The sequence below is a fragment of the Sphingobium sp. B10D7B genome (genome assembly GCF_025961955.1).
GTDB lineage: Bacteria > Pseudomonadota > Alphaproteobacteria > Sphingomonadales > Sphingomonadaceae > Sphingobium.
In genome coordinates, this window is the sequence record NZ_JAOQOQ010000001.1 from 3,428,063 (window position 1) to 3,452,817 (window position 24,755).

At 65.7% G+C, this 24,755-nt stretch carries 25 protein-coding genes; 10 read left to right on the top strand and 15 right to left on the bottom strand.

What is annotated here, in order from left to right:
* The first annotated feature begins 152 nt into the window (after positions 1 to 152).
* Complete coding sequence (locus M2331_RS16105) at positions 153 to 422, top strand: hypothetical protein (protein ID WP_181561209.1); 270 nt, start codon at positions 153 to 155, stop codon at positions 420 to 422.
* Positions 423 to 424: 2 nt separating this feature from the next.
* Here the strand turns inward: M2331_RS16105 and M2331_RS16110 are convergent, their stop codons facing one another.
* From M2331_RS16110 to lysA, 3 genes are read right to left on the bottom strand one after another with little or no spacing between them, the layout of a single operon-like run.
* Positions 425 to 1,330 carry an SMP-30/gluconolactonase/LRE family protein gene (locus M2331_RS16110; protein WP_181561210.1) on the bottom strand — a complete coding sequence of 302 codons (906 nt, stop codon included), beginning with the start codon at positions 1,328 to 1,330 and terminating at the stop codon, positions 425 to 427.
* A gap of 49 nt (positions 1,331 to 1,379) precedes the next feature.
* Positions 1,380 to 2,150 (bottom strand): siroheme synthase, encoded by a 771-nt coding sequence (locus tag M2331_RS16115; RefSeq protein WP_181561211.1) that lies wholly within the window; start codon positions 2,148 to 2,150, stop codon positions 1,380 to 1,382.
* 52 nt (positions 2,151 to 2,202) lie between these two features.
* Positions 2,203 to 3,465, bottom strand: coding sequence for a diaminopimelate decarboxylase (gene lysA / locus M2331_RS16120; RefSeq protein ID WP_181561212.1), 1,263 nt, complete (start codon positions 3,463 to 3,465; stop codon positions 2,203 to 2,205).
* A 151-nt stretch (positions 3,466 to 3,616) separates the two neighbouring features.
* Between lysA and msrP the strand changes: the two genes are divergently transcribed.
* Genes msrP through M2331_RS16135 form a run of 3 tightly spaced genes read left to right on the top strand, consistent with a single transcriptional unit; the run spans position 3,617 to position 6,128 of the window.
* The gene (gene msrP, locus M2331_RS16125; RefSeq protein WP_181561213.1) at positions 3,617 to 4,555 is read left to right on the top strand and encodes a protein-methionine-sulfoxide reductase catalytic subunit MsrP; all 939 of its coding nucleotides are present in this window, start codon (positions 3,617 to 3,619) and stop codon (positions 4,553 to 4,555) included.
* A 4-nt stretch (positions 4,556 to 4,559) separates the two neighbouring features.
* Complete coding sequence (locus M2331_RS16130; protein WP_181561214.1) at positions 4,560 to 5,180, top strand: sulfite oxidase heme-binding subunit YedZ; 621 nt, start codon at positions 4,560 to 4,562, stop codon at positions 5,178 to 5,180.
* A 60-nt stretch (positions 5,181 to 5,240) separates the two neighbouring features.
* Positions 5,241 to 6,128: a CHAD domain-containing protein gene (locus M2331_RS16135; protein ID WP_181561215.1), complete on the top strand. Its 888-nt coding sequence runs from the start codon at positions 5,241 to 5,243 to the stop codon at positions 6,126 to 6,128.
* A 5-nt stretch (positions 6,129 to 6,133) separates the two neighbouring features.
* Here M2331_RS16135 and galE read toward each other — a convergent pair whose 3' ends face one another.
* The 9 genes from galE to M2331_RS16180 all read right to left on the bottom strand — a co-directional run bounded on the left by galE (position 6,134) and on the right by M2331_RS16180 (position 15,409).
* A complete protein-coding gene (galE, locus tag M2331_RS16140; protein ID WP_181561216.1) occupies positions 6,134 to 7,141 on the bottom strand; it encodes a UDP-glucose 4-epimerase GalE in 1,008 nt (335 codons plus the stop codon).
* A gap of 155 nt (positions 7,142 to 7,296) precedes the next feature.
* The gene (locus tag M2331_RS16145; RefSeq protein WP_181561217.1) at positions 7,297 to 8,352 is read right to left on the bottom strand and encodes a mannose-1-phosphate guanylyltransferase/mannose-6-phosphate isomerase; all 1,056 of its coding nucleotides are present in this window, start codon (positions 8,350 to 8,352) and stop codon (positions 7,297 to 7,299) included.
* Positions 8,353 to 8,447: 95 nt separating this feature from the next.
* Positions 8,448 to 9,434, bottom strand: coding sequence for a type II secretion system F family protein (locus M2331_RS16150; RefSeq protein WP_181561218.1), 987 nt, complete (start codon positions 9,432 to 9,434; stop codon positions 8,448 to 8,450).
* A gap of 15 nt (positions 9,435 to 9,449) precedes the next feature.
* Entirely contained in the window at positions 9,450 to 10,445 is a 996-nt protein-coding gene (locus tag M2331_RS16155; RefSeq protein ID WP_181561219.1) for a type II secretion system F family protein, read from the bottom strand.
* A gap of 46 nt (positions 10,446 to 10,491) precedes the next feature.
* The gene (locus M2331_RS16160) at positions 10,492 to 11,781 is read right to left on the bottom strand and encodes an AAA family ATPase (RefSeq protein WP_181561220.1); all 1,290 of its coding nucleotides are present in this window, start codon (positions 11,779 to 11,781) and stop codon (positions 10,492 to 10,494) included.
* 1 nt (position 11,782) lies between these two features.
* A complete protein-coding gene (locus M2331_RS16165; RefSeq protein WP_181561221.1) occupies positions 11,783 to 12,442 on the bottom strand; it encodes a CpaD family pilus assembly lipoprotein in 660 nt (219 codons plus the stop codon).
* 16 nt (positions 12,443 to 12,458) lie between these two features.
* The gene (locus M2331_RS16170) at positions 12,459 to 13,907 is read right to left on the bottom strand and encodes a type II and III secretion system protein family protein (RefSeq protein WP_264592428.1); all 1,449 of its coding nucleotides are present in this window, start codon (positions 13,905 to 13,907) and stop codon (positions 12,459 to 12,461) included.
* A gap of 1 nt (position 13,908) precedes the next feature.
* The gene (gene cpaB, locus M2331_RS16175) at positions 13,909 to 14,880 is read right to left on the bottom strand and encodes a Flp pilus assembly protein CpaB (protein ID WP_181561222.1); all 972 of its coding nucleotides are present in this window, start codon (positions 14,878 to 14,880) and stop codon (positions 13,909 to 13,911) included.
* Between the two features lie 55 nt (positions 14,881 to 14,935).
* Positions 14,936 to 15,409: a prepilin peptidase gene (locus M2331_RS16180; RefSeq protein ID WP_181561223.1), complete on the bottom strand. Its 474-nt coding sequence runs from the start codon at positions 15,407 to 15,409 to the stop codon at positions 14,936 to 14,938.
* Positions 15,410 to 15,509: 100 nt separating this feature from the next.
* Between M2331_RS16180 and M2331_RS16185 the strand changes: the two genes are divergently transcribed.
* On the top strand, positions 15,510 to 16,631 hold the full coding sequence (locus M2331_RS16185; protein WP_181561224.1) for an NAD(P)/FAD-dependent oxidoreductase: 1,122 nt from the start codon (positions 15,510 to 15,512) through the stop codon (positions 16,629 to 16,631).
* Between the two features lie 36 nt (positions 16,632 to 16,667).
* Here the strand turns inward: M2331_RS16185 and M2331_RS16190 are convergent, their stop codons facing one another.
* Positions 16,668 to 17,315, bottom strand: coding sequence for a c-type cytochrome (locus M2331_RS16190; RefSeq protein WP_181561225.1), 648 nt, complete (start codon positions 17,313 to 17,315; stop codon positions 16,668 to 16,670).
* Positions 17,316 to 17,546: 231 nt separating this feature from the next.
* On the opposite strand from M2331_RS16190, the gene M2331_RS16195 reads away from it, so the two are divergent.
* The 5 genes from M2331_RS16195 to M2331_RS16215 all read left to right on the top strand — a co-directional run bounded on the left by M2331_RS16195 (position 17,547) and on the right by M2331_RS16215 (position 22,658).
* The gene (locus M2331_RS16195) at positions 17,547 to 18,047 is read left to right on the top strand and encodes a MarR family winged helix-turn-helix transcriptional regulator (RefSeq protein WP_181561226.1); all 501 of its coding nucleotides are present in this window, start codon (positions 17,547 to 17,549) and stop codon (positions 18,045 to 18,047) included.
* An 89-nt stretch (positions 18,048 to 18,136) separates the two neighbouring features.
* Positions 18,137 to 19,105, top strand: coding sequence for an NAD(P)-dependent oxidoreductase (locus tag M2331_RS16200; protein WP_181561227.1), 969 nt, complete (start codon positions 18,137 to 18,139; stop codon positions 19,103 to 19,105).
* 6 nt (positions 19,106 to 19,111) lie between these two features.
* Positions 19,112 to 20,332: a glycerate kinase gene (locus M2331_RS16205; protein WP_221270798.1), complete on the top strand. Its 1,221-nt coding sequence runs from the start codon at positions 19,112 to 19,114 to the stop codon at positions 20,330 to 20,332.
* A gap of 88 nt (positions 20,333 to 20,420) precedes the next feature.
* Positions 20,421 to 21,320, top strand: a complete 900-nt coding sequence (locus tag M2331_RS16210) for a TauD/TfdA dioxygenase family protein (RefSeq protein ID WP_181561229.1) — start codon at positions 20,421 to 20,423, stop codon at positions 21,318 to 21,320.
* Between the two features lie 168 nt (positions 21,321 to 21,488).
* Positions 21,489 to 22,658 (top strand): amidohydrolase family protein, encoded by a 1,170-nt coding sequence (locus M2331_RS16215; protein WP_181561230.1) that lies wholly within the window; start codon positions 21,489 to 21,491, stop codon positions 22,656 to 22,658.
* A gap of 75 nt (positions 22,659 to 22,733) precedes the next feature.
* On the opposite strand, the gene M2331_RS16220 is transcribed toward M2331_RS16215, so the two are convergent.
* Both M2331_RS16220 and M2331_RS16225 read right to left on the bottom strand, forming a co-directional pair.
* Positions 22,734 to 23,729: an alpha/beta hydrolase gene (locus M2331_RS16220; RefSeq protein ID WP_181561231.1), complete on the bottom strand. Its 996-nt coding sequence runs from the start codon at positions 23,727 to 23,729 to the stop codon at positions 22,734 to 22,736.
* 34 nt (positions 23,730 to 23,763) lie between these two features.
* Complete coding sequence (locus tag M2331_RS16225; RefSeq protein ID WP_181561232.1) at positions 23,764 to 24,750, bottom strand: zinc-dependent alcohol dehydrogenase family protein; 987 nt, start codon at positions 24,748 to 24,750, stop codon at positions 23,764 to 23,766.
* Positions 24,751 to 24,755: the final 5 nt, after the last annotated feature.

A 24,755-nucleotide genomic window follows, 5' to 3' on the forward strand; every position in this document is an offset into this window, starting at 1 on the left:
CGCTGTCGGGGGCAAGGGTCGCACCCCGTCGCAGGTCGCGATCAGGCGCGCGCGGGAAATCGTCCCGACAAGAGACAGGATGCGCCGAGCCGTTGGCATAGGCAGGAACCCGCGAACGCGCGGGACGTTTTCATCGCCGGAAGGATCGTGACATGGCGCATTCACCTGTGCAGGCTTTGAGCTCTGCCGTTCGTCACCCGGGCATTCACGTCAAACCATTCGATGGCACGGCCATTGGCGCGCGCTACGAGCCAGGCAAGCTCAATCACTGTCCCGATTGCGCCAGCACCCAATGGTATGTCGGACGGCTCAGCGCCCAGTGCGCCGTATGCGAAACGGCGCTGCCGCTCGCACAGGCCTGCTACCCGACCAGCCCACCGGTGTTCGTGACCCGCTTCGCCAAGCGAGCCAACAAAGCCTAGGCTTAGCCGCCGAAGGGCGGCTCGGGCAGACCCGGCACATCGACGGGGAAGCGGAAAATCGCGCCCGCATGCGGCTCGCGCGCCAGTGCCGTCTCGTCCAGCCCTGCCCGCGCCGTGGTGACATAAGCGGTGCACAGATCATCACCCCCAAATGCGATCATGGTCGGTCGGCTGACCGGCAGTGTCACCGTCTGCAGCAACTCGCCTTCGGGTGAAAGCCGCACCACCCGGCCACCCTCGAACAGGGCGCTCCAGTAACAACCCTCCGCATCGAACGATCCGCCATCGGGGCGCCCGGTGCCGTGCTCGAACTGGTGAAGGATGCGGCGGTTGGAGAGCGTGCCGCTCGCCGGATCGGCATCATAGGCGCGCAGGGCGTGGCTGGGGGTATCCGCGTGGCAGAAGGTCGTTCCCGACGCATTGAAGGCGGCGGCGTTGCAGGTGAGCATGCCGCTTTCGATCAGGTCGATCGTCCCGTTCGTGCCGACGCGATAGAGCGCGGCGTCATGTGCGCTCTTGGCCATGTTGACGCTGCCCACCCAGAACCGCCCGGCCGAATCCGTCCGCCCATCATTGAAGCGCAGGTCCGGCTTGTCCGAGAGAATCTGATCGCCAAAGGGCTGCGGCTCGGAGCTCCAGTCGGCCAGAATGGTGAGGCCGTCCTTCATCGCCAGCAGCAAGCCGCCGGCTGCGCGGAAGGCGAAGCAGCCGACCGGCTGGGCGAAGGCGCGCATTTCGTCGGCGCCCGTTTCGGGGTCGAAGCGGTGCAGTTCATTGCGCAGGATATCCACCCAATAAAGCCGGCGCTCGGCTGCGTGCCAGCGTGGCCCTTCGCCAAGTGCGGCGCGGGCATCGAGCGCGACCGATACGGCGGGCGAGGCTGCGGGGGCGGAGGGATGTGACGTCATGAACGATCTCCTGAGCCGGTATTCCCGGCGCTGACGGCGGAAAGGCCTATCAATCCTCGGCCGGGACGAGCCAGACGGTCAGCCCCGGCAGTTCGGGCGGGGCTTCTTCCGCGCTGAGCGGCAGGCGTTCCGCGTCGGCGCGGGCGCGGGCAAGAATGGCGGGCGGGGTGTCGGGGGCGAACAGGATGCGGTCTGCCTGGCCCAGCGTGCGGGCTTCCCGAACCGTCAGGTCATCCGGGTCGTCCGAGCGCAAGGCGATGACATGTACGGCGCGGGAGGCCGGCGCGATGCGTGCTTCCAGCCACGGGTCCACCGCAGGCGTGCCGAAGGGGTCGAGCATGCCGCCCGGCGCCAGCGCCTCGCCAAGCGCGCGGCGGCGGTCGCGGGCATCGGGCCAGGCCTCCCGCATTGCGACCTTGGCGGCATTGAGCGCGCTGGCGAGGGCGCCGAGCCGGGCCGGGAGGATCGTCTCCAGCCGCTGGCGCAAGGCTGCGGCCAGCCCCGAGGAGGCGCCGCCTGTGGAAACGGCGATCAATACCGGATCGCGGTCGACAATGGCGGGCGTGGTGAAATCGCACAGCGCCGGCCGGTCGACGACATTGACCAGCAGTCCGCGTGCCTTGAGCCGGTCTGCGGCGGCTTGAGCGGCTGTTTCATCCTCCAGCGCCACGAAGGCAATGCGGGCAGTGGCATTCTCGTCCGCAACCGGCACGCCGCCGGCCCGCTCGATCAGCCGGCGCTTGGCGTCGGCGGCCTCCCCGGTGCCAAGCAGGATGACCGGCTGGCCCGACAGCGTGACGAAGAGCGGAAGGCTGTGCATGGCGCTCTCCTAGCCGGTCCTGGCCCGTCCGTCTGCCCCTTGCGGCCGATGCTCAGTCCTTGAGAAAATCCGGCAGGCGCTCGGCGGCGATGATCGCCTCGGGCATGATGCGGTCGGCAACGACGGCGAACTGGTCGCCATCCACCATCACTTCGGGCACCAGCGCGCGCGAATTGTAGGTGCTCGCCATCGTTGCGCCATAGGCACCGGCGGTGCGGAAGATGCCGAGGTCGCCGGCCTTCACCACGTCGATATCGCGGGCCATGGCGAAGGTGTCGCCGCTCTCGCAGACCGGGCCAGCAATGTTGGCCACGATCCGCTCGCCGGTCGGCGCGACAGCCTCGAAATCGTGGAAGGCATCGTACATGGCCGGCCGGGCGAGGTCGTTCATGGCCGCATCGACGATCACATAGGGGCGAATGACGCCGGGCTTCACCCAGATGACGCGGGTGAGCAGCACGCCGGCATTGCCGACGATCACGCGGCCCGGCTCGAAATAGAGCGTGACGTCCCAGTCCTTTGTCGCCCGTTCCACCATCGCGCCATAATCGGCGGGCGTCGGGGGCACCTTTGTACGCTCATAGGGCACGCCGAGGCCGCCGCCCAGATCGATACGGTCGATGGTGTGGCCGGCCTCGCGGAGTTCGCCCATCAGCGCGCCGATCTTGCCATAGGCGGCTTCAAGGGGGGCGAGGTCGAACAACTGGCTGCCGATATGCGTGGCGATGCCGCGCAGGTTGAGGCCGGGCAGGGCGCAGAGCCGCTCGAAGATGCCGCCCGCCTGATCGATGGCGACGCCGAACTTGTTTTCCTTCATGCCGGTGGAAATTTTCGCGTGCGTGCCGGCATCGACATCCGGGTTGACGCGCAGCACGGCATCGGCGGTCTTGCCCATCGCGGCCGCGATCTCGGCGAGAACGGCGCCTTCCTCCTCCAGCTCGATGTTGAACTGGCCGATCCCGGCTTCCAGCGCCGCGCTCAGCTCGGCGCGGGTCTTGCCAACGCCGGAGAAGACGATGTCCTTGGCCGGCATCCCCGCCGCCAGCGCGCGCTGCATCTCGCCGCCCGAGACGATATCCGCGCCATAACCCTCGCGCGCCAGTACGCGCAGCACGGAGAGATTGGGGTTGGCCTTGATGGCAAAGGCGATGTGCTTGCGGGGCAGGCCGGCCAGCGCCTCGCGGAACACGCGGGCATGGCGCTCCAGCGTGGCGCGCGAATAGATGTAGACCGGTGTCCCGACGGCCTCGGCAATCGCCGCCATCGGCACGTCCTCGGCGTGCAGCACGCCATCCTTGTAAGCGAAATGATCCATGATCTGCGCCCCTAGAGGCTGGTGCGGCGGATGGAAACCGGCTTTTGCGTCTGGCGGGAGGGGTTATTGCCCCTTCGGCCATGGGCATGTTCATTGCACATGCAGGCAAGGGCAGGCATTGTTCCGGCTCTGGGGGCAGGAGAGTCTTGCCATGCTTATCCGTCAATCTGCCGACCTGACCGAAAACGACGTCACCGATGAAGCGCTGTATCTGCGCCGGCGCGAGTTCATTGCCGGGATGGCCGGCATCGGCGCCGCCGGACTGATCGCGCCGGCGGCGATGGCGGCGGATGCGCCCGCGACGGTAAAGTTCTCGCCCAACAAGATGAAGATCGACGAGACGCTGACGCCCTTTGCGGACGTCTCAACCTACAATAATTTCTACGAGTTCGGCACCGACAAGAGCGACCCGGCGGCGAATGCCGGCAGCCTGCGAATCGCGCCCTGGACCGTCACCGTGGATGGCCTGTGCCAGAAGCCGCGCAAGTTCGATATTTCGGACATCGTGCGCCGCTTTCCGTTGGAAGAGCGCATCTACCGGATGCGCTGCGTCGAGGCCTGGTCGATGGTCATTCCATGGATCGGCTTTCCGCTCTCGGCACTGCTGCGCGAGGTGGAGCCGCTCGGTAGCGCTAAATATGTGGCTTTCCAGACCCTCAACGATCCCAAGCAGATGCCCGGCCAGCGCCGGAACGTGATCGACTGGCCCTATCGTGAAGGCTTGCGGCTGGATGAGGCGATGAATCCTCTCACGCTGCTTTCGGTGGGCCTCTACGGCCGCCTGCTGCCCCGCCAGAACGGCGCGCCCATTCGCTTGGTCGTGCCGTGGAAATATGGCTTCAAGGGCATCAAGTCGATCGTGCGGATCACGCTAACCGACCGCCAGCCGCGCACCAGCTGGCAGATGCTCGCGCCTGACGAATATGGCTTTTACGGCAATGTGAACCCAGATGTGGATCATCCTCGCTGGTCGCAGGCGCGTGAGCGGCGCATCGGCGAGCTGCTGCGCCGCAAGACGCTGCCGTTCAATGGCTATGGCGATCAGGTTGCGAGTCTCTATCGCGGCATGAACCCCAAGAAGCTTTACTGACGGCATGACCAGGAAGACGCGCGATCGCCTGATCTCGGCGCTGATCTGGCTGCTGTGCGTGGCGCCCCTACTGCTGTTCGTCTGGCAGGGCCTGACCGATGGGCTGACGGCCAATCCCATCGAATATGTGTTGCGCGAGCTGGGTCTGTGGGGCCTGCGCTTTCTGTGCGTCACATTGGCGATCAGTCCGCTCGCCAAGCTGCTTAAGATGCCGGCGCTACTCCGTTATCGCCGCCGCATTGGCCTGTGGGCCTTTGCCTATGTGGCGCTGCATCTGATCATGTATGTGGCGGTGGACCAGCAGTTCGGCTGGTCGTTCATCGTCGCGGATATCGTCAAGCGGCCCTATATCACCATCGGCATGGCGGCCTTCGTGCTGCTGGTCCCGTTGGCGATCACCTCCGCCAATCGCATCCGGCGCAAGATGCGCGTGCGCGCATGGCGGCGCTTGCACCAGCTTGTCTACCTCATCGCCATCATGGGCGTGGTGCACTATTTCCTGCTGGTGAAGGCCGATACGCGCTCGCCGCTGATTTATGGGGGGATCGTGGCGGCACTGCTCGGCTGGCGAGCGGTCATGCGGCTGCGCGCAGGGCCTGCGCGGCCGGCTCCCGCAGCATCCTAGCTGGACCAGCCTGCCCCGAGCCTTTAGCGTCAGGCCCGTCATCAGGGGGATGGGCGCGACATGCCGTTTCGGTTCAGATCGTCCGGTACATCCGTGGAGGAGGGTTTCCGCCGGATCGCCTGCGAGCGGCTGGATGAAGCGCTCGCTCTCATTCGCGGCGTTGAGGAGCCGCCCGCGCGGATCGTTCATCAGCTGCGGCGGACCTGCAAGGCGATGCGCGGCCTGCTGCGGCTCGTCCGCCCCGCCTTTCCAGCCTATCAAACCGAAAATGCCGCCTTCCGGGATATCGCAGCAATGCTTTCCGGCGCGCGGGACAGCGAGGTGCTGATCGAGACGCTGGATAGCCTGATCGATGCGGACGAGGCGCGCCAGGACTGGGCGATGCTGCGCTCACATTGGGCAGCGCCGGGGCATGGTGCTGCCGGGGCTATGGCCGAGCAGATCGAGTCATGTCGGGCGCCGTTGCTCGCAGCCCGCGTCCGCGCGCCGACATGGGCGCTCACCGCGCGGGGCGAGGACGCGATCCTGCCGGGCTTGCGCAAGACGTATCGGCAGGCCCGGCAAGCGATGCGCGCGCTCGAGGCCGTCAGCGGAACGCCCGCTGCTGCGCAAGCCAGTCATGCATGGCGCAAGCACGTCAAATATCACGGCCAGCATATCCGCCTTCTGAGCCGGTTGAACCCGGACCTCGCGAAGCGGCGCCTCGCCAGGACCGACCGTCTCGGCGACCTACTGGGCGACCGGCACGATCTCGACATGCTGATCGCGCGCCTGCGTCAGGATGATGGATTGCTGTCCGACCCCGCTGCGGCGGCGCAACTCGCAGCCCTGGCGCACCAACGCGCCGAGGCTCTTGCCCGCAAGGCCGCCCGGCTGGGCGAGGCGTTGTTGGCGGAGAAACCCTCAGACTTCGCCGCGAACTGGGCTACCCCGCCGCGCCGGCGCTGAACCGCTCAGCTGTCGCCGCGGATGTCCGACAGCTTGCGCTCCCATGCCAGCGCGTGATCGACAATGGTGTTGAGATCCGCATAAGCGGGTTGCCAGGGCAGGGTGGCCTTGATGCGGCTGTTGTCGGAGATGAGCGCCGGCGGATCGCCAGCGCGGCGGCCTTCGATGCGGCGCTCGACCTTTCGGTTTGTGACCCGGTCCACGGCGTCGAGCACGTCGAGCACCGAGAAGCCGCGACCATAGCCGCAGTTCATCGTCAGATTGCGCTCCGGCTCGGCCATGAGCGCTTCAAGCGCCAGCACATGCGCGGCAGCCAGATCGCTCACATGGATATAATCGCGCACCCCGGTGCCATCCGGCGTGTCGAAATCCGTGCCGAACACTGCGACGCTCTCGCGTTTGCCCAGCGCCGCTTCCACCGCGACCTTGATGAGGTGGGTCGCACCCGCCGTCGACTGGCCGGACCGCCCCTGCGGGTCCGCGCCGGCGACGTTGAAATAGCGCAGCGCGCAGAAATTGAGCGGATGGGCCGCGGCGACGTCCGCCAGCATGATCTCGGTCATCAGCTTGGACATGCCATAGGGATTGATCGGCTGCTTTGGGCTGTCCTCGCGCACCGGGCTTTCCTTGGGAATACCGTAGGTTGCGGCGGTGGAGGAAAAGATGAAGTGCCGCACGCCGGCCTGCACCGCGGCCTCGAGGAGGGCGCGGCTGTTGGCGGTGTTGTTGCGATAATATTTGAGCGGATTCTCGACGGATTCAGGGACGATGATGGAGCCGGCGAAGTGCATGATGCCTTTGACGCCGTGCTGCCGCAGCACGCCTTCCATGAACGCGGCGTCGCCGATATCGCATTCCACGAACGCGGCTTTCTCATGCACGGCCCAGCGGAAGCCGGTGGTGAGATTATCGACCACGACGACCGGCCATCCCCCATCAACCAGCGCCAGCACGGCGTGGCTGCCGATATAGCCGGCGCCGCCGGTGACGAGGATGGTGGGCTTGTCGGTCATCGGATTGTCCTTGCTGCGTGGGGCCGCCTTGCCACGAGCGTGTTGCGCTTGGAAGTGCCCTTTGCCGCTCTACACGAACTGCGCGACAACCGGCAGGACGATCATCAACGCCAAGACGATCAGCAGTGCCCGCAGCCAGTGAGGGCGGGCGCGATTCATGACCGCCCCGACCGCTCGCTCAGCGCCGCGACAGCCTTGCGGACCTCCTGAGAGCGCCCGCGCGGGAGGATGACGATCTCGTCGCCCGACGCGATGACGATCAGGTCCTCCGCGCCGACCACGGTCACCGCCGGGCCATCGCTGCGGATCAGGCAGCCCTTGGCATCAATGGCATAGGCGGCGCCCTGCAGGGCATTGTCCGCCTCATCCTTGTCGGCAAGGTCGTAAAGCGCATCCCAGCTCCCCACGTCCGACCAGCCCATGCTGACCGGGACGCAGGCGACCTTGTCTGCCCGTTCCATGACGGCATAATCGATCGAGTCGGACGGGCATTGCGCGAAGGCTGCGGCATCCGGCAGGATCGCGGCGCCCTGGCGGGTGGCTGCCGCCATCGCCGCGCGCGCAGCGGCCAGCATCGCGGGCTGGTGCGTCGCCAGTGCGGCCAGAAAGTCACGGGCGCCGAACAGGAAGATGCCGGCGTTCCATACGTGCCCGCCCTGTGCGAGCATCTGCGCGGCGCGCGTCGCGTCAGGCTTTTCGACAAAGCGGCTGACCGTGTTGACGCCCGCAGCCAGTTCGTCCCCGAGCGCGATATAGCCAAAACCGGTTTCCGGTGCGGTCGGCTCGATACCGAAGGTCACGAGCCAGCCATCGGCGACCAGCGGCCGGGCGCGCTCGATGGCGGCGTGAAAAGCCGGGACGTCGGTAATCACATGGTCGCTCGGCATCACCAGCATGGCGCTGTCGCTCTCTTCCAGAGCCAACGCGGCCAGCGCGATGGCGGGCGCCGTGTTGCGGGCGCTCGGCTCGAGGATCAGCGTCAGCTCGGGTCCCGCCTGCTTGCGGATGATCTCGGCATGGGCCGCGTTCGCAACGACGATCGGCGGCGCGCTGCGTTCCAGACCGGCCACCCGGCCCAGCGTCAGCTCGAACATGGTTTCCGGCGCCGTGAGAGCGATGAATTGCTTGGGATGCTCGCTGCGGCTGACCGGCCAGAGCCGCGTGCCCGATCCTCCCGAGAGGATGACCGGCGTGATGATCTGAGCGGGCAATGACGGTCTCCTGATAGTCCGTGCCGAATGGCGATTCTGGCCCTAGTGGCGCAGGGACGGCCTGACCGCAAGGCGGCCCGCGATGTAACCTGAGGTTACAGCAACGCTTTCTTGATGGAGCAGGCTGCCGGGCCAAGAATGACGACGAACAGCGTCGGCAGGATGAACAGGATCAGCGGGATGGTCATGATCGCCGGCAGGCGCGCCGCCTTTTCCTCGGCGCGCATCATGCGCTCATGACGGAATTCGGCGGAGAGGATGCGCAGCGCAGAGGCCAGCGGCGTGCCGTATTTCTCGGTCTGGATCATCGTGGTGACGACACCCTTGAGCGCCTCGACATCCACCCGCTCGGCCAGATTCTCGAAGGCCATGCGCCGCTCGGTGAGGAAGGAGAGCTCGATGGAGGTGAGCTGAAATTCCTCGCCCAGTTCGGGATAGGCCGAGCCCAGTTCGCGGGCGACGCGCGCGAAGGCGGCGTCTACGGTCAGGCCGGCCTCGGCGCAGATCACCAGCAGATCGAGCGCATCGGGAATACCCTTGCGGATCGCATCGGAGCGCTTGGTGACCTTGTTGCCGACATAGAGGTCCGGCGCCTTGTAGCTGAGCAGCAGGGCCCCGGCGAAGGCGCCGAACTTCTTGAGCGGCCCCCAGTGCGGCCAGAGGTCAAGACCGTAGATCAGCAGAGCCGCCGAGCCGCCCACGGCGATCGGCAGCACCAGCCGCGCGAAGATGACCGCGATAGCATATTCCTTGGAGCGGATGCCGGCTTGGGCGAGCTTCTTCTGCGCATCCCGCAACTGATCGTCCTGCAGCACCTTGAGCGAGGACAGGAAGCGCTGCATCCAGTCCGTCGTGTCGCTCTGGTGGACGATCTTGGTCCGCCGCTTGGACGGGGCAACGATGATGCCGGCCTTGAGCTGCTCGCGGCGATCGTTCAGCGCCCGCAGTCGCCGACCCATCGGGTTGCGCACGGTCGTAGCGGCGTAGAGCGCGACCAGCACGGCGAAGGTCGCCATGGCGGCAAGCAAGGTGCCGAGATCGGCTGCGGTGAGGCCAAAGAGCGTGGCGCCGGTGGATTGCATGATCGCGCGCTCCCCTCAGATCTCGAAGCTGATCATCTTGGCCATGATGAACACACCGATGCTCATCCACATCATCGCGCCGATGGCGATGACCTGCATCAGGCTGAGGCCGAACACGCCATTGGGATCGCCGATGAAAAAGGCCGACATATATTTGAAGTTGATCCAGCTGATCAGCCCGAAGACGATGAAGGGCAGAGCGCCGATGATGTAGGCCGATGCCTTGGATTCGGACGACATGGCGCGAATCTTCAGCTTCATCTGCGCGCGCTGGCGCAGAACGTTGCTGAGGTTGGCGAGCGTTTCGGCCAGATTGCCGCCCGTCTCGCGCTGGATGTTGATGGTGATGCAGAAGAACTTGAATTCCGCCGTGCCGAGGCGGGCGGCGGTTTCCTGCAGCGCCTGGTCCATCGACTGGCCGATCTTGATCCGCTCGGTGATGAGCTTGAATTCCTCACCCACCGGCCCGGGGATTTCCTGGCTGACGACCATCATTGTCTCGCCCACCGGCAAGCCAGAACGCAGGCCGCGCACGAGCAGGTCGAGCGCGTCAGGGAAATTGGTAGTGAACTTGTTGACCCGCCGCGCAATCAGCTGACCGACGACGAAATGCGGAATCCCGAAGCCGATCGCGGTCGCGACGAGCACCGATAGAAGAAACGAATAATCGCGCAGCACCATGATGGCGAGCACGGCAATCGCCAGCGCGACGGACGTCGTGACATATTGGCTGAGCGTCCATTTCTTGCCCGTCATGCGTAGCCGAGTGGCGAGCAATTCCGGGTTGGGAATCAGCGATGTGAACAGATGCCCCTGATCGAGCCCCCGCGCGGCAATCGCCTTGCGCATCCGCGCTTCGATCTGGTTGCTCTCGCTGCTCGCATGGCGCCCACGAATGGCGGCGATCCGGCGGCTCCCGACACGGTCGGCGGACGGCCCGGAGAGGGCCATGACCAGCAAGGCGATCGCCATCGCCGCGAGCAGGATCAGCAGGAGAAGCTGGCTATTCATCAGGGTCTCATCCAGTTACGTCTTGCTCGCAGGCGCTGGCATCGCGTCAGTCGTTGCCCGGGACAGAATCGGCATCCATCTTCTTTTTCGCCTTGCCCGGAATCTTCACCTCCAGCAGCCGGCCGATCAGCGATCCGCCGCTCTTGCCTTTGGCACCCGTCTCGGCGAGGTCGGCCGAGTTCAGTCGGTTGCTCAGATCGAGCAAGGCCTGGCCCAGCTTGCTGGAGCGGCCGCTTTCCGCTGCCGTCTTGCCCAGCTTGGCCGCCTGGGCGGTGACCTTGGCGTCATAGGGCAGCACCACGTCGATGGCCCGCTCGATGCTCTGCTCGAAGTCCTTGCGGGTGATCTCCGCGACGCCGACCTGCACCTTGTTTGCGGCCACGATTACCTGCGATTGCGGGGCGTTCGTCTTGAGCCAGGAGAGGATGCGGATGGTATCGCGGGCCGCCGCGAGCGTGAAGTCGGTGACCAGCACGATGGCGCTGGATTCATGGATCAAATGCGGGTGCTGGACCAACATGCCACGCGGCATATCCACGAACGTCCATTCGAAAGCAGACCGCAGCTCTTCCTCCAGCTGGAAATAAGCCGATCCATCGGTCAGCAATGGCTGGCTGATCGGCGCTTCGGCCGAGAGCACGGCCAGCGTTTCGCTGGCGCGGACCATCGCGCGCTCGATGAAGAGCCCGTCGATGCGGCTGGGATTTTCCACGGCATCAGTGAGGCCGCGCCCCGGTTCGAGATCGAGCGCGAGGGCGCCGGTGCCGAAATGCACGTCGAGATCGAGCAGGGCCGTCGAGCGCTTGCCGCGCGCGCTGGTGAGATAAGCGAGTGACGTGGCGACAGTGGAGGCGCCGACGCCCCCGCGCGCGCCAACGACAGACACCATCATGTGCGCCCGCTCGCTCGCCACCTCGGCCTTGGGCGTCAGGAAGACCGCCTGAGCGCCGGTGAGAATGTCGCGCATGGTGTCGACGGCGAGCGGCTTGAGTAGATAGTCCTGCAGGCCGCTGGCGACGAGATCGCGGTACAGGCGCACGTCGTTCACCTGCCCCGAGGCAATCACCACCGTGCCCGGCTCGCAGACCTCCGCCAGACTGTTGATGTCGGTGAGCGGGTCGGCCGATTCGGAGAGGTCGACGAAGAGAATGTTGGGGCTTGCGGACATCGAGAGCGACTGCACGGCATTGCGCAGCCCGCCCTTGTAGAGCTTCTCGGTGGGCCAGCCCATCTCCTGCACCGCTGTCCGCAGAACCTCAAGGCTATGATCGTCGCAGACATAGGCGTGAAACGCATCGCGGCCATGCGGTCCGCCGGCTTTCCAGGGTGCGTTCATCTCACTTGCCTCCCACCGACATGCCCTGCAGGCCGCCGGCGCCCGTCGGGGCCGTCTCCTGATAGGTCTTGATGGCTTTGCTGTTCACGACGTTGGTGACGTCCAGGCCGCCCTCGCGCCCTTCCACCAGATCGCGCGGATCGGCGACCATGGCTGCGAGGTTGGTGGCCATGGCACAACCATAGTTGTCGCTCAGGCCGCCACTCAAATTGGCTTCCGCCTTGTCCCGCCATGTCGGACAGCCCGGCACGCTGGCGACCGAGCGGCTGACCACGACGCGCAGGCCGCCGATGGGCGGTGCGCCTGCCGTCAGTGGCGCCTCGCCATCCACCAGCAGGCCGAAGCGCCCCACGACCTGCGTCACGCCATCGCGCAGTGCCAGCGAGCCGCTGGTATCGCCGGCGAGCGTCACATGGTCGCCATAGCCAAGGCCAAGCGCGTTAAACCAGACGGTCAACCGGCGCTCGTCCATGCGGCTGAGCGTGCCTGCGCCGTCCGGGTTCAGGTCGAAGACGAAATCGGTGCGCTCGACGACCGGTTGATGCACTGGCTCGACCCCGCGATTGACCTCGCGGGAGCGGGCATCGGCGGACTGGCCAATGAGGGCCAGCGCCAGCAGGGTTGTGGTGCCGGCTGTGCGGAAGAAGCTTGTCTTGATCATCTCTCGTCCTTCCACCTCAGAAGCTGAAGCCGGGTGCGGCATTGCCCGAGCGCGCGGCGACGCTGCCCTGCTCGACCGTCTTGGGGGGCAGGGCTTGCGGCGTGGGCCGGGCGTCGCCGGATCTGCCGTCCTGGATCTGCCCGCCCAGAATGCGTTGCGCGTCATCGGCATTGCGATAACCGTCAGTCGGCAGCGCGATCTGGCGCGCGTCGACCGGGCGCACGAGATAGGGCGTGACGATGATCACCAGCTCGGTTTCCTGACGCCGGTAGCTCTGCGACTTGAACAGATTGCCAAGAATGGGGATGTCGCCCAGGAACGGCGTCTTCTCGATCGTGTTGCCGCTCGCCGTGGAGAGCAGGCCGCCGATCATGAAGCTCTGGCCCGAGCCGAGTTCCACGGTCGTCTCCGCGCGGCGGGTCTGGATGCCGGGAATGTCGAACCCACTCACGCGCACCGCGGAGCTGCTGTCGAGCTGCGAGACCTCGGGCCGCACGCGCATCGAGATGCGGCCATTGGCGAGCACCGTGGGGGTGAATGCCAGACTGACGCCATATTGCTTATATTCGACGCTGACCTGCTGCTGGGTTGCGATGGCGATCGGCACCTCGCCGCCCGCGAGGAAACTCGCCGTCTCGCCGGAGAGCGCCGTCAGGTTCGGATTGGCCAGCGTCACCGCCAGGCCCTGATTTTCAGCCAGATCAAGCGTGCTGAGCACATTGAGGCCGAGCAGATTGCCCGCGAAGGCCATGGACGTGCCATTCTCGATGACGTTGAACTGGCCCGTCGCCAGCGAGCCGGGGTTGCCCCGGCCGATGCCGAACTGGAAGCCGCCTGTCGTATCCTGCGTCAGGATGTTGAAGCCGAGCGATTTCGTGAAGTTCTTGTTCACTTCCGCAATGCGGACCTGCAGGTTGACCTGCAGCGGCGTCGCGGTGCGCAGCCGGCTGACGACATTGGTGTCGGCGCCCGAGAAGGCCTGGACGAGCCGCTGGACCTCCGCTGCGTCTTCCGGCGCCGCAACGGTGCCGGTGAGCAGCACCATGCCATTCATGGTGTTCACCTGCACATCCGATTCGGGCATGGCGAGGCGGAGCATCTGGTCGATGCTGGTGATGTTGTTCCCCACCCGCACGGCATTGGCGTAGAGCATCTTGCCATCACGCGCGGTGATGAACACGTTGGTTTCGCCCGATGCCTTGGCGATCAGATAGACCTGCCGCTGCGAGCGGACATGCACATCCACCACATTGGGGTTGGCGATCACCACATCGGTGAGATTGGCCGGCAGGTTGATGACCCGGCTTTCGCCAACGGCCAGCAGCAGCGTGCCGTCCGTCTTGGGCGCCATGGTCGCCTGGGCATGAAGGGCGGGCGCAACGGTAGCGCTGACGGTCAGGGCGAGCGCGGTGGCAAGAACGCCGGTCGCGGTGCGCGCCATACGGAGCCTGGACGGGCTGTTCATCTCACTTGCTCCCCAGCTCGACATTGGTGACGGCCGTCCCCCGCGCCACGCGCACCATCGGACCATTGCCGGACGGCGCGCCCGAGGGGTCGATGGGTTTGGCGGGAACGGTGCTGCGCTGGTAGCGCGACACGTCGGCACCGGTGGAATAGGTGGAGCGGCCATCGACCGGCCGCGCGGCGGTGATCAGCGTGTTGCCGCCATTCTCGGCATCCACCGCATCGATGTCGCCGGAGGCCAGCGCGGCTTCCAACTCCTGCGTGTTGTCCGCCAGCGAGCGCAGGGCCAGCGACAGAGCGCCAACGGTCTGGGCGACGCTGATCTTTTCGGCCATGCGCGGCGTGACTTCCATGGTCACGTTGGAGAATGTCCGCACCACCGGATTGCCCGATTCGTCGAGTGCGTTGGTGCGTTGATCGGTCGCCAGCACGCGCAGGTTACGCAGGATGGTCTCTGAGACCTTGAGGGGCGGGCCGTCGCCGCCGCCGGGCACGCTCTGCGTGAGCACCAGGTCGACGCGGTCACCGGGGAAAACAAAACCGGCAACGCTGCTCTGCACGGAGACAGGCACTGTCACGGCGCGCATGCCGGGGCTGAGGGCTGCGGCGAGGAAGCCGCGGTCGCCCGGCTTGATCAGCGATCCCTGCGTGACCGGCTGGCCTGCCGCGATGGCGGTGCGCACGACCGCGCCGACCATCTGGGCCTCGTCGGCTTTCCCCTGAATATAATAGGCGTCCTCGACCAGTTCCTTCGGCCAAGGCTGGAAGCGATAGGCATCCGGCCCGACGATCGTCCCGACCGGCAGCGGCTTGGTGGCCACCAGCACATGCGGCATCTGCGCGGTATCCGGCATGGCCGATGCCGTTGCCTGTGGCGATCCCCCGCCGCTGGTGAACATGGATCGGGCGAGAAACGCCGCCGCCACCGCTATGATCAACGCGCCAGCAAGCAGCGCGATCTTCTTCGGTTCCATTTCGAAACTCGCCTCCAGTCGGCGGAGCCACCCCCGGCCCCAATTCGCGTGATCATTAAGTCAAATGGTTAAGATAGCGTTCGCCGAGAACCCAAAGGCCCGCGAGCGCGATGGCGACGCCATAGGGGATCTCCGGCTGGCCGATTCGGCGCGTCGTCCGGTGGTGGACGACGGTCACGATGGTGACGAGGCCGCCGATCAGCGCCATGACGATGATGAGGGTCGACATTGCCGCCAGCGGAAGCCACAAGGCCAGCGCGCCAAGCATCTTGACGTCGCCCCCGCCCATCATGCCGAGCGCGAACAAGCCCGTGAACAGCAGGAAAACTGCGGCGGCCAGGCCGATTTGCAGCAGAACGTCAGGATAGAAGGACAGGCCATTGGCCCACCACCAGCAGGGCGCGAGCAGCGCGATGGCCAGATTGAGTCGGTTGGATATGATTCGGCTGCGCAGGTCCGTCGTCGCTCCCCATATGAGAAGCAAAGCCAGCATGGCGCTGAGCGCTGTCGATATCCAGACACCCGACATGATGGGGCACGACTAGAGTGTACGCCTTACCAAAGCGTAACCACTATCTGGCGCGCATTCCCTGGCTTTGTCGCGCTGCCACCGATTCGGAGCGGTGCCGATGACCTCGGTCGATATCCTAATCGTCGGCGGCGGTATCGCCGGGTTCAGTCTGGCCGCTGGCATTGCTGGCAACGCTCGGGTCATGCTCATCGAGCAGGAAGATCAGCCCGGCTATCACGCTTCCGGGCGGTCGGTGGCGTTCTGGGAAGAAACCTATGGCGGCCCCGGCGTGCAGCCGTTGACCAGTGCGAGCGGGCCGATGCTGGCGCGGCCGGAACCGTCATTTTCCGAGCATGGCTTTCTCTCGCCGCGCGGCGCCATCCATCTCGGCCGTCATGATCAACAGGTGCTAGCCGACCGCTTGATTGCCGATTTCGCGAGCAGCGACGTCCAGTTCACGCGACTCGGGCGGGAGGCGCTTGCCGAGGCTGTGCCGGGCATCCGCGACGAATGGACGATCGGTGTCGCGGCCCCCTCCTGTGCGGACATCGATACCGGCGGGCTTCTCGCTGCCTATCGGCGGGCCGCACGACGCGGCGGCGCGGAAGAGCGGCTGACGAATCGGCTGCTTTCAGCGCGGCGGGAGGGCGCTGGCTGGGCTGTGGAGACCAGCGACGGGCCGCTGGTGTGCGGCATCATCGTCGATGCAGCCGGCGCCTGGGCCGATGATGTCGCCCGGCGTTGCGGCGTCGTGCCGCTGGGCATCACGCCCCTGCGCCGGACGGTCGTGCAACTGCGCTGCCCAACGGCGCCCGCGCATGTCCCGCTGGTCATCGCGCTCGATGGAAGCTTCTACTTCAAGTCGGAAGGGCAGGGGCGCTTGTGGGTGACCCCGCATGACGAAACGCCGGACGATGCACGCGACGTGGTGCCGGAAGAGCTGGATGTCGCGCGCGCGGTCGATCGGTTTATGCAGGTCACCGACTGGCCGGTCGCGGCCGTGGAGCATAAATGGGCAGGACTCCGCAGCTTCGCGCCCGACCGGCTGCCGGTCTACGGCTATGACCCGGTTGTGCCCGGCTTTTTCTGGTTCGCGGGGCAGGGCGGTTTCGGCATGCAGACGGCGCCTGCCGCAGCACAGATCGGCGCGGCCACGTTGCTCGGCGAGGCGCTGCCGACGGCGGTCCGGCACATCGATGCATCCATCTATGCGCCGGATCGGTTCGGGTCGTCCCGCTGAAGCCGGACCTCATGGGCTCGGCTTCAGCCTGGCGGCTTATTTCAGGGTCTGGAGATAGGCGATGACGTCGGCGCGCTTGGCATCGTCGGCAATGCCCGCAAACGCCATCTTGGTGCCCGGCATCGCCTTCATCGGCGAGCGCAGATAGGTATTCAGCGCAGATGCCGACCAGGTAATGCCGCTCCCCTTGACGGCCGGCGAGTAATTGAACCCGGCGAGCGTTCCGGCCTTGCGGCCGACCACGCCGTGAAGCGAGGGGCCAAGACCATTTTTGTCAGGCTCGACAGAGTGGCACACGCGGCATTGTGCGAACAGCTTGGCGCCATTGGCGGCATCGCCCTCCGGCGCGGCGGCTGGGGCACTGGCGGGCGCCGAGGTTGCGACCTTCGCGGGGGCCGGTGTGGCCGCTGCGGTTTCCTTGGGTGCTGCAGTTTCGGCGGCAGGCTTTGTCGCTGCAGCCTCTGTCGCCTCGGCAGCCGGCGCGGGTGTGGTCGCCGCCTGATTGCCGGCTTCATTTGTGACAGGCACCGCCGCCGCGTTCACGGCGTTTTCCTGCACATTGTCAGGTTCGGAAACATTGTTCTGGGCCGGTTCGGCACTGCCGCCACAGGCCGAAAGCACGGCAAGGCAAGGCAGGATCAGGGCAGCGTGAGCGCGAGTCGACAGCGCGCGAAGGGTGGACATTGCAGCAACTCCCAACAATCTTATCTGTCGTCCTCTCCAACCCTCGCGGGCTTGTGCCCAAGCATCTGGCGTGGCGGACGGGCAGCGTCAACACTCAATTGTGCATTGCGATACGCTGGCCCGGCTAGGCGGCAATCCGGCCGGGGGTCAGCTCTCGGGTTGACAGGGGGCAAATGATCGGGCCTTTGGAACGACTTGCAATCAGGCGCGCCGGCCACGTGGGGGTTACTATTGGCTGAGAATTCTGAGGAACCGGCAGCCATCGTCCTGCCGACGATCACCGGCGGGAGCCGGCTGGATCGCGAATATGGGTTCACCTATCGCATGATCCTCGTCGCTCGCCGTTATCGCGCGATGCTGGACGAGCGCTTGCGTCCGCTGGGCTATGGCTCGGCCCGCATGGAAGCGCTCTCGACGATCGCCCGGTCGCCGGAACCGAGTGCTCAGATTGCCATCGCCAAGCGGATCGGCATTGAAGGGCCGACCCTGACGCGGATGCTCGATACACTGGAAGCCGATGGGCTGGTGGTGCGGTTGCAGGACCCCAGCGACCGGCGCACCAAGCTGATCCAGCTCACGCCGGCGGGGCAGGAAGCGCTGGATGAAATCATGGCGGTTGCCCACGCCTTCCGTGCGTCCGTACTGGAAGGGCTGAGCGACAAGGAGATCGATCAGGTCAATGTCGTCACCGACAAGCTTATGAGATTGCTGTACGAATCTCCAATGGGCTGATTGCCTTTCGGGGCCGCTGCATCAGGCGCTGGACTTGGCCTGCCGCGCTAGATAGTTGCATTGCGAACGATCTAGGGAGAGCGATCCGCATGGCAACGGGCACGAACGAGCAGGCAGCGCACGGCGCGCCGCGCATTGTGCATCTCGACAAGATAACGATGGGCGGGTTCGAGATTCCCCGGCCCGATATCGCGCATGAGTGGATCGAGCATGATTTCACCGAGCCGCAGGATGTGGCGGCTCGCCTCGCCGGCGCGCAGGTGGCGATCATCAACAAGGTGCGGCTGGACGCCGCCATGCTTGCCGCGCTGCCGGACCTCAAGCTCATTGCCGTGACGGCGACCGGGACGGACGTGGTCGACAGCGTCGCGGCCAAGGCCCGGGGCATCGAAGTGCGCAATGTGGTGGGTTACGCCGGCACATCCGTCGCCGAGCATGTGATGATGCTGATTCTCGCGCTCGCTCGCGGGCTGGTGCCGTTCCGCAATTCGGTTGTCGATGGCCAATGGGAGAATGGCCAGGCCTTTTGCGTCTTCGCTGCACCCGTGCGGGATCTTGCCGGGCAGCGGCTCGGCCTGTTCGGCAGCGGCGCGATTGCGCAGGCCGTCGCCAGCCGCGCGCAGGCGATGGGCATGGATGTTGTGTTCGCCGGGCGCCAGGGGCAGCCGGCCGGTGAGGGACGTATGGCCTTCGAGGAGGTGCTGGCGACCAGCGACATCATCAGCCTGCATTGCCCGCTGACGGACGACACGCGGCACATGCTCAACGCGCAGACGCTGGCCGGCATGAAGGCCGGTGCCGTCATCATCAACACCGCGCGCGGCGCCCTGATCGATCTCGATGCGCTGGAGGACGCGCTGGCGTCAGGCCATATCGGCGGCGCCGGAATCGATGTGGCGCCGGTCGAGCCGCCGCCACCGGGCAGCCCCATTCTGCGCCTTGCTCAACGCGACAATGTGATCGTCACGCCGCACTCGGCATGGCTGAGCGCTCAGGCGGTGACGGAAGTGGCGCGGCGCACCGGCGAGAATGTCGCAACCTTCCTGGCGGCCCGCTAAATGGCGATGAACCGGCGCGCTTTGCTGGAGGAGGCTTTTGCCGTCGCTGTGGCGGCGTGCAAGCGGCCCGAGACGATCATTGCGGCCCTGCCGCCCCGGCCCGAGGGGCGCGTGCTCGTCATCGCCGCAGGCAAGGGCGCCGTGCCGATGGCGCAGGCGGTGGAGCAGCACTGGTCGGATGCCACCGGCCTCGCCGTGACCCGCACTGGCTATGGCGGCCCGCTCACCCGCATCGAGCTGGTCGAAGCCAGCCATCCCGTGCCGGATGCCGCAGGTCTTGCGGCGGCAGAGCGCTGTCTTGCGCTCGCTGAGAGTGCGGAGGAAGGCGATCTGCTGCTGGTGCTGCTTTCGGGTGGGGCCTCGGCCCTGCTCGCAGCGCCATCCCCGCCGCTCGATCTCGCGGCCAAGCAGGCGGTGACCCGCGCGCTGGTGCGCTCCGGCGCGTCGATCGGCGAGATCAACATGGTGCGGCGCCACCTGTCGCGCATCAAGGGCGGACGCCTCGCGGTGGCCGCCTGGCCGGCGCAGGTCGTGACCCTTGCCGTCTCGGATGTGGTCGGCGATGTGCCGCAGGACATCGGCTCCGGCCCGACCGTGGGCGATGAAAGCACGGTGGCACAGGCGCAGGCCGTGCTGGCGCGCTATGGCATCGGCGATCCGGGTGGCTGGAGCGAATCGATCAAGCCGGATGATCCCCGCCTAGCGCGAAGCCGGTTCGACGTGGTCGTCCGCCCCGATGACGCGCTGGATGCCGCCGCCGCATTTTTGCAGGCGCAGGGTTACGAACCGGTCATTCTCGATCGGGAGGCCCATGGCGATGCGCGCGAAGTCGCGCGCCGTCATGCCCAGGCCGCGATCCTGGCGCACAATCGCGCCCAACGCTGCGCACTGCTCTCGGGTGGCGAATTGACGGTGACGGTTACCGGCCATGGGGTCGGTGGCCCCAATCAGGAATATGCGCTGGAGCTGGCCGGGCAGATCGCCGACCATCCCGGCGTGGCGGCGCTGGCTGCCGATACGGACGGGGTGGACGGCAACCGGGATGTCGCGGGCGCCTATGTCGATGGGGAGACCGGCTTTGCGCTGGACGAGGCCGGCATCGATGTTGAGGCGGTGCAGGCCGCCAACGATGCCGGGGGCGCGCTGGGTCAAGTGGGTGCACTGTTCACGCCCGGGCCGACGCTCACCAACGTCAACGACTTGCGGATCATCCTGGTCGATCCTTGACGGCTCGGCATCGCAAGCATTGAATTTGCAAATCATTTGAATCGGAATTAATAGAAGCTGCACAAACAGGTGAGACGGGAGAGGTGCTATGGACGTCAGGAGGCTGCATCCGATTTTTGGCGCCGAATTGTCCGGCCCCGACCTGTCGCAAGTCCCAGACCAAGCGCTGATCGATCTCATCGAACGCCTGATGGAAGAGCACGTCGTGCTGTGCATCCGCGGCCAGGGGCATATCACGGATGAGGAGCATCTGCGCTTTGCCCGTGCCTTCGGCCCGCTCGAACTGCCTGGCATGTATCGCCCGGACGAGCCGCGCCGGATGGCTTATGGCCTCTACGATGCCTCCAATCTCGACGTGAACGGCGAGATCGTGGACCGCGAATCGCTGCGGGCCAAGTTCGCCAAGGGCAATGAGATTTTCCACGCGGACAGCAGCTTCAACGACATGCCGAGCAAATGGTCGATGCTGCGCGGTGTGATCGTCCCGCCGGAGCGCGGCGACACCGAATTCGTGGATCTGCGCCATGTCTACGATGAACTTCCCCAGGCGATGAAGAACCGCATCGAGACTCTTGTTGCCGAGCACAGCTTTGCGGCCAGCCGCATCAAGGGCGGCGCCAGCCCCGAGGAAGCTGCCCGTATCCGCGAGATCATGCCGGGTGCGATGCAGCCGATGGTGCGAATCAGCCCGTCGGGTCGCAAGAGCCTGTTCGTGGGCAGCCATGCGTTCCGCGTCGAGGGGCTGAGCGATGCCGAGGGCACGGCCCTGATCGACGAATTGATCGCCTTCGCTAGTCAGGAGAAGTTTATCTACGCGCACAAATGGCGCCAGGGCGACCTGCTGATCTGGGACAATCGCTATGCGCTGCACCGCGGGACTGCGTTCGATTATGTGCGTTACAAGCGCGATTTGCGCCGCGCCAACGTCAATGAATATGGCGAGGAGCGCAGCGCGATCACCGCGCCGTTACGCGCCATTTCCAATTGAGGAGCGCCGGCCGGGTTGAACCGAAGGGCAAAGGCGACGGAAATGCTTGCATTGCTCCATGAAAAGCTGCAAGATAGTTAGGTAGCTAATTACATTGCTGAGGACCGAAGGCTGTCGGCACAAAGCCGTCCTCGTTTCATTCGGTCTTCAGGCGAGAGGAGCAGGCCCATGGATTATCCGCTGATCAGTTGTGACGATCACCTCGATCTCAATCAACTTCCCACCGATCTCTGGACGAGCCGGCTGCCCGACCATCTGAAGGATCGCGGCCCCAAGGTCGAGATGGTCGATGGCCGCGCCACCTGGATGAGCGACGGCAAGAGCCTGGGCGGCTGGTCCGGTGCGCCGAGCACGATGACCGGTCCCAAGCCGATCTTCACCGCCCTGGATCGCGGTGGCATTGTCGATCAGACCGAGCGTCGCCCTGCGGTCGCCGAACTGCGACTGGCCGACATGAATCGGGATGGCGTGTATGCGCATGTCATCTTCGGCCCGGTCACCTCACTCGATTTCGACGACAAGGAACTGCGCGACGCCTGCTACGGCGCCTATAATGAATGGCTCAAGGAGTTCTGCTCCGCCGCTCCTGACCGGCTGATCGGCGTGCCGATGCTGCCGCCCGAGCCGGAGGCGGCGGTCGCGATGCTGCAGAAGATCGTCGATCTGGGCGGCTTCAAGCAGGCCAATCTGCAGATCGCCATGGCCCAGCCGCGCCTTGAGGACGAGCGCTGGGAGCCGCTGTGGACCATGCTGGAGGAGAATAACATCATTCTCTCCTTCCACGTGACTGTGTTCCCGAGCGTCAGCCGCGCGTTCGACAAGTATAAGGGCAGCCCGGGCGCCACCTTCCTGCACGTGAAGATGTTCATCGAGCAGTTCATGGACCCGTTTGTGGACCTCTTTGCTTGGGGCATTCTCGAGCGTCACCCCGGCCTCAAGATCGTCATCGCAGAGAGCGGCATCGGCTGGCTGCCCTGGGTGATCGAGGAACTGGATTATCGCCACTGGCGCCTGTGGGAAGCCGAAGAATTCTGGAACGCGCGCGGCGGCATTCCGCACAAGATGAAGCCGTCCGAGCTGTTCAAGCGGCAGGTTTATGGCACGTTCCAGCAGAGCCCCACGGCAATCGCGCTGCACAAGTTCTATGGTGAGGACAAGCTGCTGTGGGCGACGGACTATCCGCACCCGGACAGCATCTGGCCGAACAGCCGCAAGGTGCTGGCCGAGTTCACCGAGGGCGCCGATCCGGCGCTGGTGCGCAAGATTGCCTATGAGAATGCCGCCAAGCTCTATGGGCTGGACATTCCGGCCCGCGTCGACGCGATTGCCGCTGAGTAAGCGCGCAATTCGCTGTGAGATAGGAAAAGGGAGGGCGCGCGCTCTCCCTTTTTTCATGGCCAGCCTGAGGCAGCGTTAGGTAGGCTGCGGCACTACGCGCGCGATGAACCGCGCAACCTCGCGCTCGATTTCCCTGTTCTCCGGCACCTCACCCCAGCCGAACCCGGCGTGCGGCATCGCTTCCCACACATGTAATTCGGCATCGACGCCCGCTTCTCGCAACTTGCGGTGGAAGAGCACGGAATTGGAGAGGAAGAGGTCGCGCGTTCCGGTCTGCACCAGTGTCGGCGGAAAGCTCCTGGTGAAGTCGCCGAAGAGCGGGGAAAGATAGGCCTGCGTGAGGTCATGGCCGCTGGCGTAGAGCGCGTTGCACTCCGGCAGCTCGCGCTTGAGCACCACATCCAGCCCTTCATTGGTGAGGAAGCTGTCGCCCGATTCGGTCAGATCGACTTCCGGCGTCAGCAGCACGAGACCGGCGGGGAGCGGCAGGCCCTGATCGCGAATCATCAGCGTCACAGCCGCGGCGAGATTGCCGCCGGCGGAACTGCCGCCAATTACGATGCGGCGCGGATCGGTCCCGGCCAGCAACGCCCGATATACCGCAAGGCAATCCTCCGGCGCAGCGGGGTAAGGGTGGTCGGGCGGCATACGATAATCCACCGAGACGACCCGGCAGCCCAGCGCCGCTGCCTGCCGGGCACCGGTCGCCTTGGCGAATGCGCCACCGCCGAAAACAAACGCGCCGCCATGAATGAAGAGATAGACCGGACCATCATCAGCTGTTCCGGCGTGCGGCACGCAATCATGGCAGGTCACGCCGGCGATCTGCACGGTGTCGATGGTCACTGGTAGCGTGGCGAGCATGGCTTGCGCCATTGGCTCCCACATGGCGTTGCTGGCCGCCAGCCGTTCCCGCCAGCCTGCCAGATCGGTCGCGGCAGGCCAGTTCGTCGCCGGCGTGGCGGCGCCCTCGATCAGTGCTTGCCGGGCTTGCGGGCTGATCGTCCGTGGCGGCGGGATGTCCCGCGCCGGGAGCTTCACGCTGGTCTGGCCGCCCTCTTCGTTCGTCATATTCTCTGCCCCCTAGTGACGCCTGCCGTCGGGCTCAGACGGTCACAACGATCTTCCCGATTTGCTGGTTCGATTCCAGATAGCGATTGGCTTCCACGATCTCGCTGAACGGGAAGGTGCGCGCGATCACCGGTTTGAGCTTGCCCAGCTTCAATCCCAGCAGGATGTGCTCCTGCGCGCGCTTGTACCGCTCGGGGTGGTTCCAGATTTCCGAGGCGACCCAGCCGCGCATTGACAGGCCTTTGAACGCCATATTCCAGTGGGGATAGGGGGTCGGCTGTTCGGACAGGCCGCCATAGATGAACAGAATGCCGCGCTCGGCCATCGCGCTGGTGAGCGTCTGCACATAGGGCCCCTGCACCGGGTCGAACACCAATCGCGCGCCTTTGCCGTCGGTGATCTGCATCACGGCCTCAACCAGATCCGTCTCCCCGGTCGCGATGACATGGGCGGCCCCGTGCGCTTTGAGCGTCTCGGCCTTGTCACTGGTGCGCGTGGCCGCAATCGAGATGGCGCCGGCCCAGTTGGCGAGCTGGATCGCAGCGAGACCGACACTGCTGGAGGCGGCGGGGATGATCACATAATCGCCGATGCCGGCCTTGCCGACCTCGATGATCGCATAGGCCGTCATATACTGCATCCACACCGCTGCAGCCTGCGCGGCGCTGAGCCCGGGTGGTGCGTGCAGCAGGCAGCGGGCCGGCACGATCGCCTGCTCGGCCCAGACGCCATACTGGCCGAGCGGATACATAGGCAGGGCGCAGACCCGATCACCGACGGCGAAGCCGGACACGCCATCGCCCAGAGCTTCGATGATGCCGCAGGCCTCATAGCCGATCAGCGTCGGCAATGTCGGCTTGGTGGGATAGCGCCCTGCCCGAAACATCGCTTCGGAGCGGTTGAGACCAATGGCTTCAACCCTGATTCGCACCTCACCAGGGCCGGGCGCGCCGACCGCGATCTCGTCGAAACGGAGCACGTCAGGCGGGCCCAGTTCATGCACGCGGACGACCTTTGCCATCTGTT

Bases quoted from the DNA above. Each gene is read 5' to 3' on its own strand.
- M2331_RS16105 (WP_181561209.1), top strand. From the start codon at position 153: ATGGCGCATTCACCTGTGCAGGCTTTGAGCTCTGCCGTTCGTCACCCG.
- M2331_RS16110 (WP_181561210.1), bottom strand. From the start codon at position 1,330: ATGACGTCACATCCCTCCGCCCCCGCAGCCTCGCCCGCCGTATCGGTC.
- M2331_RS16115 (WP_181561211.1), bottom strand. From the start codon at position 2,150: ATGCACAGCCTTCCGCTCTTCGTCACGCTGTCGGGCCAGCCGGTCATC.
- lysA (WP_181561212.1), bottom strand. From the start codon at position 3,465: ATGGATCATTTCGCTTACAAGGATGGCGTGCTGCACGCCGAGGACGTG.
- msrP (WP_181561213.1), top strand. From the start codon at position 3,617: ATGCTTATCCGTCAATCTGCCGACCTGACCGAAAACGACGTCACCGAT.
- M2331_RS16130 (WP_181561214.1), top strand. From the start codon at position 4,560: ATGACCAGGAAGACGCGCGATCGCCTGATCTCGGCGCTGATCTGGCTG.
- M2331_RS16135 (WP_181561215.1), top strand. From the start codon at position 5,241: ATGCCGTTTCGGTTCAGATCGTCCGGTACATCCGTGGAGGAGGGTTTC.
- galE (WP_181561216.1), bottom strand. From the start codon at position 7,141: ATGACCGACAAGCCCACCATCCTCGTCACCGGCGGCGCCGGCTATATC.
- M2331_RS16150 (WP_181561218.1), bottom strand. From the start codon at position 9,434: ATGCAATCCACCGGCGCCACGCTCTTTGGCCTCACCGCAGCCGATCTC.
- M2331_RS16155 (WP_181561219.1), bottom strand. From the start codon at position 10,445: ATGAATAGCCAGCTTCTCCTGCTGATCCTGCTCGCGGCGATGGCGATC.
- M2331_RS16160 (WP_181561220.1), bottom strand. From the start codon at position 11,781: ATGAACGCACCCTGGAAAGCCGGCGGACCGCATGGCCGCGATGCGTTT.
- M2331_RS16165 (WP_181561221.1), bottom strand. From the start codon at position 12,442: ATGATCAAGACAAGCTTCTTCCGCACAGCCGGCACCACAACCCTGCTG.
- M2331_RS16170 (WP_264592428.1), bottom strand. From the start codon at position 13,907: ATGAACAGCCCGTCCAGGCTCCGTATGGCGCGCACCGCGACCGGCGTT.
- cpaB (WP_181561222.1), bottom strand. From the start codon at position 14,880: ATGGAACCGAAGAAGATCGCGCTGCTTGCTGGCGCGTTGATCATAGCG.
- M2331_RS16180 (WP_181561223.1), bottom strand. From the start codon at position 15,409: ATGTCGGGTGTCTGGATATCGACAGCGCTCAGCGCCATGCTGGCTTTG.
- M2331_RS16185 (WP_181561224.1), top strand. From the start codon at position 15,510: ATGACCTCGGTCGATATCCTAATCGTCGGCGGCGGTATCGCCGGGTTC.
- M2331_RS16190 (WP_181561225.1), bottom strand. From the start codon at position 17,315: ATGTCCACCCTTCGCGCGCTGTCGACTCGCGCTCACGCTGCCCTGATC.
- M2331_RS16200 (WP_181561227.1), top strand. From the start codon at position 18,137: ATGGCAACGGGCACGAACGAGCAGGCAGCGCACGGCGCGCCGCGCATT.
- M2331_RS16205 (WP_221270798.1), top strand. From the start codon at position 19,112: ATGAACCGGCGCGCTTTGCTGGAGGAGGCTTTTGCCGTCGCTGTGGCG.
- M2331_RS16210 (WP_181561229.1), top strand. From the start codon at position 20,421: ATGGACGTCAGGAGGCTGCATCCGATTTTTGGCGCCGAATTGTCCGGC.
- M2331_RS16215 (WP_181561230.1), top strand. From the start codon at position 21,489: ATGGATTATCCGCTGATCAGTTGTGACGATCACCTCGATCTCAATCAA.
- M2331_RS16220 (WP_181561231.1), bottom strand. From the start codon at position 23,729: ATGACGAACGAAGAGGGCGGCCAGACCAGCGTGAAGCTCCCGGCGCGG.
- M2331_RS16225 (WP_181561232.1), bottom strand. From the start codon at position 24,750: ATGGCAAAGGTCGTCCGCGTGCATGAACTGGGCCCGCCTGACGTGCTC.